The sequence below is a fragment of the Polaromonas sp. genome (genome assembly GCF_031411155.1).
Taxonomy (GTDB): Bacteria; Pseudomonadota; Gammaproteobacteria; order Burkholderiales; family Burkholderiaceae_C; genus Polaromonas.
The window spans coordinates 18,795-33,375 of sequence record NZ_JANOAL010000303.1 but is presented as its reverse complement, the minus strand read 5'-3'; the positions used below and the strand labels follow the sequence as shown (position 1 = coordinate 33,375).

The window sequence follows — 14,581 nt, the reverse complement described above, 5'->3', positions numbered from 1 at the left end:
CCGCCATCATCGTTGCCTACGTGGGGCGCCTGCACCCGGTGGGCATGGTGTTCTCGGCCATTCTGATGAGCATGTTTTACATCGGCGGCGAGATGGCGCAGTCGCGCCTGGGGTTGACCAAGTCGCTGACGGGCGTGTTCCAGGGCCTGCTGCTGTTCAGCTTGCTGGCCTGTGACACCCTGGTGAATTACCGGTTGCGTTTTGGCCGCTCGGGAGCAAAGTAATGGAATCCTATTCGCTGCTGATCGCCGCCACGCTGAATGCCGGCACGGTGTTGGCGCTGGCTTCGCTGGGTTTGCTGATCAATGAAAAGGTCGGCATTGTCAACCTCGGCGCAGAGGGCATGATGCTGTGCGCCGCGATCGCCGGCTTCGCCACCGTCGTGCACACCGGCAACGACTGGCTGGGTTTCTTGGCGGGCATCGTCGTGGGTGCCGTGCTCGCCGCGATTTTTGGCCTGCTCGTCATCTGGCTCAATACCAACCAGTTTGCCACCGGCCTGGCGCTGACGCTGTTTGCCACCGGCTTCTCGGCCTTTGTGGGAACTTCGTATGTGCAGGCCAAGATTCCCGAGCGCGCGAGCTTCGGCATTCCGGTGCTGGCCGATATTCCCCTGATCGGGCCGGCGCTGTTTCGCCACCATCCGCTGGTCTACCTGACCGTTGTGCTGGCGCTCGCCATGATCTGGTTCATGTACCGCACCCGCAGCGGCCTGGTGATGCGCAGCGTGGGGGAGAGCCCGGAGTCGGCGCATGCGCTGGGTTACCCGGTGCGCCGTATCCGGCTGCTGGCCGTGGTCGTGGGCGGCGCCCTGTGCGGCCTGGCCGGTGCCTACATCGCCGTGATCTACACACCGCTGTGGGTCGAAGGCATGGTGGCGGGCAAGGGCTGGATCGCGCTGGCGCTCACCACTTTTGCCACCTGGCGCCCGGCCCGGGTGTTGCTGGGCGCCTACCTGTTCGGTGGTGTCACCATGCTGCAATTTCATCTGCAGGGCGTGGGCGTGGAAGTGCCCAGCCAGTTCCTGAGCATGCTGCCCTATGTCGCGACCATCGTGGTGCTGGCCCTGATCTCGCGCAACCCGGCCTGGATTCGCATCAACATGCCGGCATCGCTTGGTAAACCTTTTTATCCCGGCTCATGAATATGGCCCCCACACTCGTCACTTCGTGTACTTCGCTGCCCCCCGAGGGGGCTGTTTCGGCTTGGGGCGGCCCTGCGCCGAAACGCATGGGCCCCACTGCGTGTACTTCGCTGCCCGACAGCTCATAATCTCTTTTTCGCAAGCTCTCGTAACCTCCTCAAAAAAAGGAAATGACATGACTGACCTGAAGAAACGTTCCCTGCTCCAAGTGGCCGCCCTGTCGGCGCTCGCTGCAGCGGCCCTCGTAGGTTGCGGCAAGAAGGAGGAGCCGGCGCCCACGCCCGCCCCTGCGCCCACCGCGGCCCCGGCGCCCGCCAAGCCCGAGCCGCTGAAGATCGCGTTTGCCTATGTCGGCCCGGTCGGCGACGGCGGCTGGACCTTTGCCCACGACAACGGTCGCAAAGCCGTTGAAAAAGAGTTTGGCGACAAGGTGGTGACCAGCTTCGTTGAAAAAGTCCCCGAGTCGGCCGACGCCGAGCGCGTGATCCGCGACATGGCGGGCCAGGGCAACAAGCTGATCTTCGGCACGACCTTTGGCTACATGGAACCCATGCTCAAGGTCGCCGCCGACACCAAGGGCGTGAAGTTCGAGCATGCCACCGGCTACAAGACAGCCGAGAACATGCGCACCTACGACAGCCGCACCTATGAAGGCGCCTACCTGGCGGGCGTGATCGCCGGCAAGATGAGCAAGACCGGCACGCTGGGCGTGGTCGGCTCGATCCCGATTCCGGAAGTCATCCGCAATATCAACAGCTTCACGCTGGGCGCCCAGTCGGTCAACCCCAAGATCACGACCAAGGTGGTCTGGATCAACGAGTGGTTCAATCCGCCCAAGGAAACCGAAGCTGCCACCGCGCTGATCAACGGCGGCGCCGATGTGCTGATGCAGAACACAGACTCTTCCGCCGTGCTGCAGACGGCCGAGAAAATGGGCAAGCGCGCCTTTGGCTGGGACTCCGACATGACGGCCTACGGCCCCAAGGCCCACCTCGGTTCGGCCGCCATCAACTGGGGTCCGTACTACATCAAGGCCACGCGCGATGCGCTGGAAGGCAAGTGGGCTACCGGCCAGCACTGGTGGGGCGTGAAGGAAGGCGCGATCGACATGGTGTCCATCGCGGCTGACGTGCCGGAAGAAACCAAGGCCAGGATTGCCGAGGTCAAGAAAGGCCTGACCGACGGCTCCTTCGCGATCTGGAAGGGTCCGATCATGGACAACACTGGCAAGGAATTGCTGGCCAAGGACGTGGTGGCCGATGACAAGTTTCTGGGCGGCCTGAAGTCTTACGTCAAGGGCGTGGAAGGCAAAGTCCCCGGCAACTGATGCCTGCTTGGTGATATCCAGGGTGGGCCATGGCCCACCCCCAGCTGCCTTCGGGCAGCTTTTTGTTTTTTGGAGTTGCGATGAATCTGCTGAAACCCGTGGCCCCTGACCGGCTGCCCGAACTGCTCAAGTGCATGCCCAAGGCCGAACTGCACATTCACATTGAAGGCTCGCTGGAGCCCGAGATGATTTTTGCGCTGGCCCAGCGCAATGGCTTGGCGATTCCGTACAGCAGCGTGGACGAACTGCGCCGCGCCTACGCCTTTACCAACCTGCAGAGCTTTCTGGACATCTACTACGCCGGTGCCAGCGTGCTGCTGAAAGAGCAGGACTTTTACGACATGGCACGCGCCTACCTGCAGAAGGCCGCGGCCGACAAGGTGCTGCACACCGAACTGTTCTTTGACCCGCAGACGCACACCGTGCGCGGCGTGAGCATGGAAACGGTGGTGGGCGGCCTGCACCGCGCCTGCGTCGATGCGCAGGCGGAACTCGGCATCAGTGCTTCGCTGATCATGTGTTTTTTGCGCCACCTCAGCGAAGAGGATGCGTTTGAAACGCTGGAGCAGGCGCTGCCGTTTCGCGACCAGATCATAGGCATAGGCCTGGATTCCGGCGAAGTCGGCAATCCGCCCGAAAAGTTTGCGCGGGTGTTTGCGCGCAGCCGCGAGCTGGGTTTCCATCTGGTGGCCCATGCCGGGGAGGAAGGCCCGCCGGCCTATGTCTGGACCGCGCTGGACGTGCTGAAAGTCGAGCGGATTGACCACGGTGTGCAGTCGAGCAGGGACGCCGCGCTGATGCAGCGGCTGGCCCGCGACCGCATTCCGCTGACGGTGTGCCCGCTGTCCAACCTCAAGCTCTGCGTGGTGCCCGAGCTGGCCGCGCACAACCTGCGCCAGCTGCTCGATGCCGGGCTGGTGGCCACCGTCAACTCGGATGACCCGACTTATTTTGGCGGCTACCTGAACGACAACTTCACCCAGACCTTTGCCGCGCTGGGCCTGGATGCGCAGCACGCCTACACGCTGGCGCGCAACAGCTTTGAGGCGAGCTTTATCGATGAATCGGCCAAGCGCCGCTACATCGACCAGCTGAACGAAACCTTTGCGTCGTTTCAGTAAGTCTGCCGGTTGATGCCGAAAGTAACTCAGAGCGTGAAGGCTGCTGACGCCTGGGCCATTGCCCTGGCCGGGCTGGTGGCGCTGGCCGTGGCCATGGGCATTGGCCGCTTTGCCTTCACGCCGCTGCTGCCCATGATGCTGCATGACGGCGTGGTCGATTTGCGGACTGCCAGCTGGCTGGCCAGCGCCAACTATTTTGGCTACATGCTGGGGGCCTTGCTGTGCACGCTGCAGCCCTGGCTGTGGGCGCGCTTTGGGCGTCTGCCGCTGCCGGCGTTTTCGTCGCTGGTACGGGCCGGCTTGCTGGCCACCGGCGTACTGACCCTGGCCATGGCCTGGCCGTGGGCACCGGCCTGGCCGGCGCTGCGCTTTGCGGCCGGCGTGACCAGCGCGGTGGTGTTTGTCTACACCTCGGGCTGGTGCCTGTCGCGGCTGTCCCGCCTGGGCGTGCCCGAGCTGGGCGGCGTGATTTATGCCGGGCCCGGTGCCGGCATCGTGGTCAGCGGCCTGTTTGCCAGCGGCATGGTGGCCTGGGGCTGGACGGCGGCCACTGGCTGGCTGATTTTTGGCGTGCTGGCGTTTGTGCTGGCGGCCAGCGTGTGGCGCACCCTGCGCGGCGGCGATGAGCGGCTCAGCCGGCTGGCGCCCGCGCCCGCAGGCCCGGCGGCCACCCGCAGCGCGCAGCGGCGGGGCGAGATGGCGCTGCTGACCCTCGCATACGGCCTGGCCGGTTTTGGCTACATCATCACCGCGACGTTTTTGCCGGTGATTGCGCGGGGCGCCTTGCCCGGTTCGGCCTGGCTCGACATGTTCTGGCCCATCTTTGGCCTGGGCGTGATGGCGGGCGCGCTGCTGGCCACCCGCATTTCGCCGCGCATCGACTTTCGCCTGCTGCTGCTGGGTTGCTACCTGACGCAGGCGTTCGGCATTGCCACCGGCCTTTTGAGTCCCAGCCTGGCCGGCTTTGCGCTGGGCAGCCTGTTGCTGGGCCTGCCGTTCACCGCCATCACCTTTTTTGCGATGCAGGAAGTGCGCCGCCTGCGGCCTGCCACGGCGGCCAGCTTCATGGGCCTGCTGACGGCCACCTATGGCATCGGGCAGATTCTGGGCCCGCCCCTGGTCGCGCTGCTGCTCAGGCGCAGCCAAAACCCGGGCCAGGCGTTCACGCTGGCGCTGGAAATTGCGGCCGCCGCCTTGCTGGCGGGGGCGGCGCTGTATGGCTGGCTGGCGAGGGCGCATCCGGTGCTGCGCGCCCCGGACCCGCTAAAATAGACGGTTCACCCGCGCGCTGTCCCGGCGCGTCGTGTTTTTTTGATTTCCGGGGCCATGTAGAGGACTACCATGTACAAAAACCTCGCTGCCACTGTCATGTCGACGCGCGTGGCCGCCTGTTTTATTTCTTGCGCTTTGCCGCTTTCGCCTCCCGGTTGCACCAGGAGTGCCGCATGAGCTACCAGGTCAAGGAGATTTTTTATACCCTGCAGGGCGAGGGCGCGAATGCCGGTCGCCCCGCCGTTTTCTGCCGCTTTGCCGGCTGCAACCTCTGGTCGGGCCGCGAGCAGGACCGCGCCAGCGCCGTCTGCCAGTTTTGCGACACCGATTTTTGTCGGCACCGACGGCACCCTGGGCGGCAAGTTTGCCACGGCCGATGCGCTGGCGAACCAGATCGAAGCGCAGTGGCCGGTGGGCGACGCGGCGCACCGCTTTGTCGTGATGACGGGCGGCGAGCCGCTGCTGCAGGTGGAAAGCGCGCTGATCGCGGCGCTGCATGCGCGTGGCTTTCAGATTGCGGTGGAAACCAATGGCACGATTGCCGCGCCGGCCGGCATCGACTGGATTTGCGTCAGCCCCAAGGCCGGCGCCCCCTGGGTGCAGCGCGAGGGGCAGGAACTCAAGGTGGTGTGGCCGCAGCCCGCCTTTGATTTGCCCGAGCTGGAGGCCGCCCGCTTTACCCACCGCTACCTGCAACCCATGGACAACGCCCGCCGCGCCGACAACACCGAGGCCTGCATCGCCCTGTGCCTGCAACGCCCGGCCTGGCGCCTGAGCCTGCAAACCCACAAGATCACGGGCATCCGATGAACTACGCCCTCAGCCAGAAGTTCTTTTTTGATGCGGCCCACACGCTCAAGCGGCACATCGAAGCCGACAGCAGCCTGCGCATCCATGGCCACACCTACAACGCCGAGGTGTTCCTGAGCGGGCAACCCGACCCGCACACCGGCATGGTGGTTGATCTGGGCCTGGTGCGCCTGGAGATCGAGCAGCTTCGCAAGCAGCTGGACCACCATATGCTCGATGACATCGCGGGCCTGGGCCCGGCCACGCTGGAAAACCTGTGCCATTTCATTTTCCGGAACCTGGCGCCGCGTCTGCCCGCCTTGAGCTCGGTGCGCGTCTGGCGCGAGTCCATGGGCGATGGCTGCACGCTGAGCAAATAATCGTTATCTGGCTTCTCATATTGGCGAAGGTAGCTGCTGGGGTAATCTTGCCGCCATGAAAGCCTACCGCGCCTCCATTCTGTATTTTTCGGGTCCCGCGCAAGCCGTGTTTGAGGAAGACGGCCTGCTGGTGGTGGGACCCAACGTCCAGGGCCGGCAGCTGGTGCAAGCCATCGGCGACTACCGGCAACTCGCTGCGCGCTATCCCGATGTGGCCGTAGAGCACCTGCCGGGCCGAATCATCGCGCCAGGCTTTGTCGACCTGCACATTCACTACCCGCAGCTCGATGTCATCGGCTCGCCCGCCGAGGGCCTGCTGCCGTGGCTGGAAAACTACACCTTTCCGCATGAAAAACGCTTCTCGGCCCCCGAATACAGTGCACAGGCAGCTATGTTTTTTATAGCAGAGCTGCTGCGCAACGGCGTCACCACGGCGCTGGCGTTTGCCACCTCGCACCCCGAGTCGGTCAACGCGCTGCTGGGCCAGGCGCAGCAGCAGAGCCTGCGCCTGATCGCCGGCAAGGTGCTGATGGACCAGAACTCGCCCGATGGCGTGCGCGATGAAACGGAGCAAGGCCTGATCGACACCGAGGCCTTGATCAACCAGTGGCACGGCGTGGACCGGCTCGGTTACGCCATCACGCCGCGCTTTGTGCCGAGTTGCAGCGCGGCCCAGCTGCGCGGCGCGGGCGAACTGGCCAGCAAATACCCCGACGTCTGGATTCAGTCCCACGTGGCTGAAAACAAGGACGAAATTGCCTGGGTGCGCCAGTTGTACCCCGAGGCACGCAGCTACCTCAGCGTGTACCAGCAGTTTGGCCTGCTGCGCCCGCGCGCGGTGTATGCGCACTGCATTCACATCGACGACGAAGACCGCGCCCTGATGCGCGACACCGGCGCGGCGGCGGCCATCAGCCCGACCAGCAACCTGTTTCTGGGCAGCGGTTTTTTTGACTACGCCGGCGCGGACCGCGTCGGCTTTATGTATGGCCTGGCCAGTGACGTGGGTGGCGGCACCTCGTTCAGCCCGTTTCACACCATGCTCGCGGCCTATTACGTGGGCCGCGAGGGGCAGACCAAGCCCGGCCTGTCGCTGGGGCCGCAGCAACTGTGGTGGCAGCACACGGCTGGCGCGGCCAGGGCGCTGGGCCTGGAGGGCGTGGTCGGCAACCTGCTGCCCGGTTGCGAGGCCGACTTTGTGGTGCTCAACCCGCAAGCCACGCCGCTGCTGGCGCGCAAGACCGCGCAGGCCGGCAGCCTCGATGAGTTGCTGTTTGCGCTGATCGTGCTGGGCGACGACCGGGTCATCGAGAAAACCGTGATTTCGCAGGCCCAAACCGCCTGATTTACGGTTTTAGCGGTCAAATCGGCCTCTGGCCCACGAATAAAGGGCGTAGATAGCTATCAAAATGATAGTGGAAGTCGGGCGGAGGCGTCTGGCAGGGCTTGCCTACAATCTAGCCACACCCAAGGAACCTCCCGAATGAGCATCAAAAGCGACAAATGGATACGCCGCATGGCAGAGAGCACCGGCATGATCGAGCCCTTCGAGCCGGGCCAGATCCGCGAGGCCGATGGCAAGAAAATCATCAGCTACGGCACCAGCAGCTACGGCTACGACATCCGCTGCGCGCCCGAGTTCAAGGTCTTCACCAACATCCACAGCACGGTGGTGGACCCGAAGAACTTCGATGAAAAAAGCTTTGTCGACTTTCACGGCGACAGCTGCATCATCCCGCCCAACAGCTTTGCGCTGGCCCGCACCCTGGAGTACTTTCGCATCCCGCGCAACGTGCTGACCATCTGCCTGGGCAAAAGCACCTATGCCCGTTGCGGCATCATCGTCAACGTCACGCCGTTCGAGCCCGAGTGGGAAGGCTATGTGACGCTGGAATTTTCCAACACCACGCCGCTGCCCGCCAAGATTTACGCCGGCGAGGGCTGCGCCCAGGTGCTGTTCTTCGAGAGCGACAAGGACGACGTCTGCGAAACCAGCTACAAGGACCGCGGCGGCAAGTACCAGGGGCAGATCGGGGTGACGCTGCCCAAGGCTTGATCTGGCAGGTCAATGCAGCTCGTCACGAAAGTCTCTCTGAGGGTGTTAACATGGTAATACCACTTTTCAGGAGCCTGCCATGCCCATTGTGTCCGTCAAGCTTGCCGAAGCCACCAAGGAGCGCGTGAATCGCCTCGCCGCGAGTCAGGGCACAACGGCGCATGCCCTGATGGTCGGCGCCATCGAGTCGGCGCTGGACAGCCAGGAAAAACACGGAGCGTTTGTGGAAGCCGCCCTGCGCTCGCGCGACCACATGCTGGCAAGTGCTCAAGCCTTCGATGGCGACGAATTCGCAGCCTACATTCGCGCAAAAGTGCGTGGACAAAAAGTCAAGCGACCGCGTCCCAAATCAATCAAGTCGCTGGCCCAGCAAAAAGCGTGACCCGATTGCTCATCAGTGATGGGGCCGCAGCTGACCTTGAACGGCTCTGCGACTTTTTGCTGGAAAGCCTGCCTGAAGAGGCCGTGCGCACTGCGGACATCATCTTGGATGCGCTCGAGATCCTCAAGAATCATCCCGCTATTGGACGTCCGGTAAGCCAGGGGCTGAAGGAACTGGTTATTTCACGGGGTCGTACCGGCTATCTCGCGCTTTATCTTTACGATGAGGACGCCGATATGGTTGCCGTGCTGGCACTGCGGCACCAGAGGGAAGTGGGATACCGCATACCGTAAACACCGGAAACGATTGAAACGTCGTGTTACATTTTGACCTCATTCATAAAGGGAGGCTCAAATGTCTTTTCGCTTCTATTCCATCGCGCTCGCCTGTGTTGCCATGACCGGCTGCGCATCCATCACCAACGACACGACCAACCCGGTTCGTTTTGAAACCTTCAATGCCGCCGGCGTTGAAATCAAGGATGCCGAATGCAAACTTGAAAACGACTACGGCCAGCAAATCGTGAAGACGCCCGCCACGGTCAATGTGCGCCGCTCCTCCAAGGACCTGCAGGTGACCTGCGTCAAGCCCGGCGAGAAAGACGGTCGCGGTGTGGCGATTTCACGCGCCAACGCGGGCATGGCCGGCAACATTATTTTTGGCGGCGGTATTGGCGCCATCATTGACCACAACAAGGGCACCGCCTACACCTATCCGCAGTGGGTGCAGGTGGTGATGGGCAAGCTGCTCACGTTTGACCGCCGGGCCGATGTGGATGGCCAGCCCAACCGCGGTGCGGCTGTAATTGTGCCCGTGGCCCAGAAGTAAGCCTCGCGATGCACACCAACAGTTGAGTCCAGCTGTTCGATGACGCCATCCAGACCACCTCGCCGCAGCCATGTAAAAGCTGCCGGCCCGGTGGTTTTTTTACGCGCTCGGGAGTTTGACGTGGCGGGCTGCTGCCCCTTGCCGGCGCTTTTCAAGCAGTTCAAACAGCATCATGCCGGCCAGCATGGCCGCCACAAAAATGACCGCCTTGGCCTCGCCCATGCCCAGCGCCACCAGCCCGGGGCCGGGGCAAAAGCCGGCCACGCCCCAGCCCGCGCCGAAGAGGGTGCTGCCCATCACCAGGTGGCGGTCGATGTGGCGGGCGCCGGGCAGTTTCATCTCGGCGCCCAGCAGCGAACGGCTCCGGTTTTTTGCAAGGAAGAAGGCGAAGAAGCCCACCGCGACGGCCCCGGCCATGACCAGCGCCAGCGAAGGGTCCCAGGCGCCGGCCAGATCCAGAAAGCCCAGAACCTTGGCCGGATTGGCCATGCCCGAGACGATGAGCCCCAAGCCGAACACCAGACCCGCGAGAAGAGAGGTAAAAACCAGCATGGCCTTGCTCCTCAAGCAGTCAACAGATGGCGCAGCACAAACACGGTCGCGAAACCGGCGGCCATGAAGGTGGCGGTGGCGACCAGTGAACGCGGCGACAGCCGCGACAGGCCGCAGACGCCGTGGCCGCTGGTGCAGCCCGAGCCGTAGCGGGTGCCGACGCCGACCAGCAGGCCGGCTGCCAGCAAGGCCCCGGTGCCGGCGTCAATCTGCACCGTGGGCAGGGTCGAAAACAGCGCATACAGCAAGGGTGCGGCCACCAGCCCGCCAATAAACGCGACGCGCCAGGCCAGGTCGCCGCGCACCGGCTTGAGCAGGCCGCCCAGCACGCCGCTAATGCCGGCGATGCGCCCATTGAGCAGCGCGAACATGGCGCTAGCCAAACCAATCAGCAGGCCGCCCAGCAGGGCGGACCAGGGGGTAAAAGCGTTCCAGTCGAGGGTCATTTGGTATCTCCTTCAGGGCAATTCAGGGCAGTAAAGGCGGTACAGCAGCGCCAGAATCTCCAGCGTGGCCGGGCTGGCCACGCTGTAATAAATGTTCTTGCCGTCGCGCCGGGTGTTGACCACGCCCTGGTTGCGCAGTACAGCGAGTTGCTGCGACAGCGTGGGCTGGCGGATGCCGAGCTGCTCTTCGAGTTCGCTGACGCAACGCTCGCCCTGCGACAACTGGCACAGCAGCAGCAGCCGGTCTTCATTGGCCAGCAGTTTCAGCACGCCGACCGCTTGCGCCGCGCCGCCGCGCAGCAGTTCGGGGTTGATGACGGGATGGGGGATGTCCATGGACCTCGCTTGTTGGTAAAAATGGAAAGTTGACAATAATATATCAATTTATATAATATAAGTCAAACGATTAAAACGACAGAAAAAACAGGAATCAGTTCATGACCGCCCGAATCTCCACCCAGGCTTTTTTTGACCCCGGCACCTGGACCGTCACTTACGTGGTGGCCGATGTCGCCAGCCGCCGTGCGGCCATCATCGACCCGGTGCTGGACTACGACTTCAAGTCGGGGCACACCAGCACAGCCTCGGCCGACCGGGTGCGGGCCTACCTGGCGGAGCAAGGACTGCAGGTCGACTGGATTCTGGAGACGCACGCCCATGCCGACCACCTGTCGGGTGCTCACTACCTGAAGCAGCGGGTGGGCGGGCGCATTGCCATCGGCGAAAACATCCGCGTGGTCCAATCCACCTTCAAGGCCGTGTTCAACCTGGAGCGCGCTTTTCTGCCCGACGGCAGCCAGTTCGACCATCTGTTCAAGGATGGCGAGACCTTCATGATTGGCGATGTGCGGGCGACGGCGCTGCTGGTGCCGGGCCACACCCCGGCCGACATGGCCTACCAGGTCGAGGGCGCGGTGTTTGTCGGTGACACCCTGTTCATGCCCGACGTGGGCACGGCGCGCGCCGACTTTCCGGGCGGCGATGCGCACGTGCTGTACCGCTCCATCCGCAAACTGCTGGCCCTGCCTGCGGAGACCACGGTGTTCGTCTGCCACGACTACCCGCCCGCTTCACGCGCGCCGCAGTGGCAAACCACCGTGGGAGAGCAGCGGGCCGGCAACATCCATGTGCATGACGGTGTGTCGGAAGAGGCCTTTGTTGCCATGCGTACCGCCAGAGACGCCACGCTGGACATGCCGACGCTCATATTGCCGGCGATTCAGGTCAATGTGCGCGCCGGCCACATGCCACCGCCCGAGGACAACGGCATCCGCTACCTGAAAATTCCGGTCAACGCGTTGCAGCCGCAAGCCGCGCGGGAGCCAACGTCGTCGTGACGGCCATGCGCTTTGCTTGACCTGCAGCAAGAACACGGGGCGTGGCGGTGCTAAGCTAATTGCTTGAGGCTGGCCGGCCCGTTTTATTGCAAGGAATCCGATGAGCGTACGCAATCTCGAAGCCCTGTTTCAGCCCGCTTCGGTGGCCGTCATCGGCGCCTCCGACCGCGAGGGCAGCGTCGGTTCGGTGGTGCTGCGCAACCTCAAGCGCGGCGGTTTCAAGGGGCCGCTCTGGCCGGTCAACCGCCGCCATGCCCGCGTCGATGGCGCTCAGGCCTGGCCCGATGTCCAGTCGCTGCCGCAGGCCCCTGACCTGGCCGTGATCTGCACCCCGGCCAGCACGGTGCCGGGCCTGATTGCCGAACTCGGCCGCAAGGGCACGCGCGCCGCCATCGTGCTGACGGCGGGCCTGAAGCAGTCGGCCGAGACCGGCAAGGCGGGCGGACCCTCGCTGGAGCAGGCCATGCTGGACGCGGCGCGGCCACACCTGCTGCGCATTTTGGGGCCCAACTGCATAGGCGCGCTGGTGCCCGGTGCCCAACTCAATGCCAGCTTCGCGCCCGGCAACGCCGAGCCGGGCCAGCTGGCCTTTGTCACCCAGTCGGGTGCGCTGGCCACCGCCATGCTGGACTGGGCCAACAGCCGTGGCATAGGCTTTTCACACTTCATTTCGCTGGGCGACAGCGCCGACGTGGATTTTGGTGACGTGCTCGACTACCTGGCCTGCGACTCCGGCACCCGCGCCATCCTGATGTACATGGAATCGGTCAAGGCCGCGCGCAAGTTCATGTCGGCGGCGCGCGCCGCGTCCCGCAACAAGCCGGTGATCGTGGTCAAGGCCGGGCGCGCGCCCGACGGCGCCCGGGCCGCCGCCTCGCACACCGGCGCCCTGGCCGGTTCCGACGTGGTGTTCGACGCCGCCGTCAGGCGCGCCGGCATGCTGCGGGTCGATACCCTGGACGCGCTGTTTGATGCCGCCGAAACCCTGGCCCATGCGCGGCCCTGGCAGGGTGAGCGGCTGGCCATCCTGACCAACGGCGGCGGCGCTGGCGTGCTGGCGGCCGATGCGCTGGCGCTCGGTGGCGGCAGGCTGGCCGTGCTGGGCGAGTCAAGCCTCGTCGCACTGGACCAATGCCTGCCCGCCGCCTGGTCGCACGGCAACCCGATCGACATCATTGGCGACGCGCCGGTCGGCCGCTACCAGGACGCGCTGCGGGTGCTGCTGGCGGCGCCCGATGTGGATGCGGTGCTGTTCATGCATGCGCCCACCGCCATCGTGCCCGCCCGCGAGATTGCGCAGGCCTGCCTGCCGCTGATGCAGGAATCGGCCAAACCGGTGCTGACCTGCTGGCTGGGCGGCGCGGCGGTGGCGGCGGCGCGCACGGACTGCACGGCGGCCGGCATCGCCAGCTACAGCACGCCCGAACGCGCCTCGGCGGCCTGGCTGCAAACTGTCAACCATGCGCGCAACCAGCAAGCCCTGCAGCAGCTCGCCGGCGCGGCGCTGGACGACCTCACGCCGGACCAACAGACGGCGCAAGCGCTGCATGCGCAGGCGCTGCTTGACGGCCGCGAGTGGCTGGACGCGGCGCCGGCCCAGGCGCTGCTGCAGGCCTATGGCATCCCGACCGTCGCCACGGTCAAAGTCGCTGACGTCGACGCCGCGGTGGCCGCCGCCAGCCAGATTGGCTTTCCGGTCGCGTTGAAGATTATTTCGCCGCAGATCGTCCACAAGTCCGACGTTGGCGGTGTCGCGCTCGGGCTGGCGTCGGCCGATGCGGTGCGCGCCGCCGCCGTGAAGATGCAGCAGCAGGTGGCGCGCCTGCTGCCGCAGGCCGTGGTACTGGGCTTTACCGTGCAGGCCATGGCCGAGCGGCCCGGTGCCCACGAGCTGATCGTCGGCATTGCCACCGACGCGGTGTTTGGCCCGGTGCTGCTGCTGGGCGAAGGCGGCACGGCGGTCGAGCTGCGCAAGAACCATGCGGTGGCGCTGCCGCCGCTCAATGCCAGCCTGGCGCGCGACCTGGTGGCGCGCAGCCGGCTCGGCCCGCTGCTGGCGGGCTACCGGGGCCGCCCCGCGGCCGACGGCGCCGCGCTGCAGGCTACCCTGCTGAAGGTGTCGCAAATGGCCTGCGACCTGGCGTGGCTGGGCGAACTCGACATCAACCCGCTGCTGGTCGACGAGCACGGCGTGCTGGCGCTCGATGCGCGCGTCAGGCTGCGGCCGGTGCCGGTGGGCGAGGTCAGCCGGCTGGCGATTCGCCCTTACCCGTCGGCGCTGGAGGAACAGGTGGCGCTGGCCGGCAGCCATCTGTTGTTGCGGCCGATACGCCCCGAAGACGGCCAGCGCCTGATGGACTTTTACGCCAGGGCGACACCGGCCGACATGCGGCTGCGCTTTTTCATGGTGCGGCGCGAGGTGCCGCATTCGGAGCTGGCGCGCTACAGCCAGATTGACTATGACCGCGAAATGACCTTTATCGCGCAGGCCCCGTCAGCGTCGGGTGCACCCGCCATGGTGGCCGAGGTCCGGGCCTTGTGCGACCCCGACAACCTGCAGGCAGAGTTCGCGATCCAGGTGGCCTCAAGCTGGCAGGGCAAGGGCCTGGGCCGGCTGCTGCTGGACAAGATGATTCGCTACCTGACGGCGCGTGGCACCAAGGAAGTGTTGGGCCAGTGCCTGCATGACAACAAGGGCATGGCGGCGCTGGCGCGCCAGGCGGGCTTCGAGGTCTCGGCCGGGCCGTCATCGGACACCATGGCGCTGCGCCTGCTGCTGGGCTGACTCTCCACCCCAGCCCGGAGTGACGAAGCCGCTCCACCCCGGCTGGCGGTGCTTGCTGCCGGGGGAAATCCGCGGCCCTGAGCGGACGCGTTTTTATCCTACAAATTGACGGGTAAAGCACCGCATGGTGTTTTAAATTGCCCGTTTAGCATGGAGCCAGAC

The 14,581-nt window shown here is 64.9% G+C and carries 15 protein-coding genes and 2 pseudogenes; 14 read left to right on the top strand and 3 right to left on the bottom strand.

The genetic code is table 11. The annotated features are described in order from the left end of the window. The 12 genes and pseudogenes from RMO23_RS17940 to RMO23_RS17885 all read left to right on the top strand — a co-directional run. A pseudogene (locus RMO23_RS17940) lies at window positions 1-224 on the top strand (ABC transporter permease); the annotation flags it as partial. Then, window positions 224-1,144 (top strand): ABC transporter permease, encoded by a 921-nt coding sequence (locus tag RMO23_RS17935; RefSeq protein ID WP_309684200.1) that lies wholly within the window; start codon window positions 224-226, stop codon window positions 1,142-1,144. The pseudogene RMO23_RS17940 and the gene RMO23_RS17935, both read left to right, overlap by 1 nt. Before the next feature lie 175 nt (window positions 1,145-1,319). Next, entirely contained in the window at window positions 1,320-2,471 is a 1,152-nt protein-coding gene (locus RMO23_RS17930) for a BMP family ABC transporter substrate-binding protein (RefSeq protein ID WP_309684198.1), read from the top strand. A gap of 80 nt (window positions 2,472-2,551) precedes the next feature. Further along, window positions 2,552-3,592, top strand: coding sequence for an adenosine deaminase (locus RMO23_RS17925; protein ID WP_309684196.1), 1,041 nt, complete (start codon window positions 2,552-2,554; stop codon window positions 3,590-3,592). Window positions 3,593-3,685: 93 nt separating this feature from the next. Then, window positions 3,686-4,864, top strand: a complete 1,179-nt coding sequence (locus tag RMO23_RS17920; RefSeq protein WP_309684204.1) for a YbfB/YjiJ family MFS transporter — start codon at window positions 3,686-3,688, stop codon at window positions 4,862-4,864. A gap of 173 nt (window positions 4,865-5,037) precedes the next feature. Then, window positions 5,038-5,674: pseudogene (gene queE / locus RMO23_RS17915) on the top strand (7-carboxy-7-deazaguanine synthase). Next, window positions 5,671-6,033 carry a 6-carboxytetrahydropterin synthase gene (locus RMO23_RS17910; protein ID WP_309684193.1) on the top strand — a complete coding sequence of 121 codons (363 nt, stop codon included), beginning with the start codon at window positions 5,671-5,673 and terminating at the stop codon, window positions 6,031-6,033. Before queE ends, RMO23_RS17910 begins: the two are co-directional and overlap by 4 nt. A gap of 55 nt (window positions 6,034-6,088) precedes the next feature. Continuing rightward, window positions 6,089-7,378: a guanine deaminase gene (guaD, locus tag RMO23_RS17905; protein ID WP_309684191.1), complete on the top strand. Its 1,290-nt coding sequence runs from the start codon at window positions 6,089-6,091 to the stop codon at window positions 7,376-7,378. 138 nt (window positions 7,379-7,516) lie between these two features. Further along, window positions 7,517-8,089: a dCTP deaminase gene (dcd, locus tag RMO23_RS17900; RefSeq protein WP_309684189.1), complete on the top strand. Its 573-nt coding sequence runs from the start codon at window positions 7,517-7,519 to the stop codon at window positions 8,087-8,089. Between the two features lie 79 nt (window positions 8,090-8,168). Continuing rightward, window positions 8,169-8,471 (top strand): hypothetical protein, encoded by a 303-nt coding sequence (locus RMO23_RS17895; RefSeq protein WP_309684187.1) that lies wholly within the window; start codon window positions 8,169-8,171, stop codon window positions 8,469-8,471. Beyond that, the gene (locus tag RMO23_RS17890) at window positions 8,468-8,764 is read left to right on the top strand and encodes a type II toxin-antitoxin system RelE/ParE family toxin (protein WP_309684185.1); all 297 of its coding nucleotides are present in this window, start codon (window positions 8,468-8,470) and stop codon (window positions 8,762-8,764) included. The genes RMO23_RS17895 and RMO23_RS17890 overlap by 4 nt, the downstream gene beginning before the upstream one ends. A gap of 61 nt (window positions 8,765-8,825) precedes the next feature. Further along, window positions 8,826-9,299, top strand: a complete 474-nt coding sequence (locus RMO23_RS17885; RefSeq protein WP_309684183.1) for a hypothetical protein — start codon at window positions 8,826-8,828, stop codon at window positions 9,297-9,299. Between the two features lie 99 nt (window positions 9,300-9,398). Here the strand turns inward: RMO23_RS17885 and RMO23_RS17880 are convergent, their stop codons facing one another. From RMO23_RS17880 to RMO23_RS17870, 3 genes are read right to left on the bottom strand one after another with little or no spacing between them, the layout of a single operon-like run. Beyond that, window positions 9,399-9,851: a DUF6691 family protein gene (locus tag RMO23_RS17880; RefSeq protein ID WP_309684181.1), complete on the bottom strand. Its 453-nt coding sequence runs from the start codon at window positions 9,849-9,851 to the stop codon at window positions 9,399-9,401. Between the two features lie 11 nt (window positions 9,852-9,862). After that, window positions 9,863-10,297, bottom strand: coding sequence for a YeeE/YedE family protein (locus tag RMO23_RS17875; RefSeq protein ID WP_309684179.1), 435 nt, complete (start codon window positions 10,295-10,297; stop codon window positions 9,863-9,865). Between the two features lie 12 nt (window positions 10,298-10,309). Further along, complete coding sequence (locus RMO23_RS17870; protein ID WP_309684177.1) at window positions 10,310-10,633, bottom strand: metalloregulator ArsR/SmtB family transcription factor; 324 nt, start codon at window positions 10,631-10,633, stop codon at window positions 10,310-10,312. Between the two features lie 101 nt (window positions 10,634-10,734). Here RMO23_RS17870 and RMO23_RS17865 point away from each other — a divergent pair, with 101 nt between their 5' ends. Both RMO23_RS17865 and RMO23_RS17860 read left to right on the top strand, forming a co-directional pair. After that, window positions 10,735-11,634, top strand: coding sequence for an MBL fold metallo-hydrolase (locus RMO23_RS17865; RefSeq protein ID WP_309684175.1), 900 nt, complete (start codon window positions 10,735-10,737; stop codon window positions 11,632-11,634). A 100-nt stretch (window positions 11,635-11,734) separates the two neighbouring features. Then, a complete protein-coding gene (locus RMO23_RS17860) occupies window positions 11,735-14,419 on the top strand; it encodes a GNAT family N-acetyltransferase (RefSeq protein WP_309684172.1) in 2,685 nt (894 codons plus the stop codon). The last annotated feature ends 162 nt before the right edge of the window (window positions 14,420-14,581 follow it).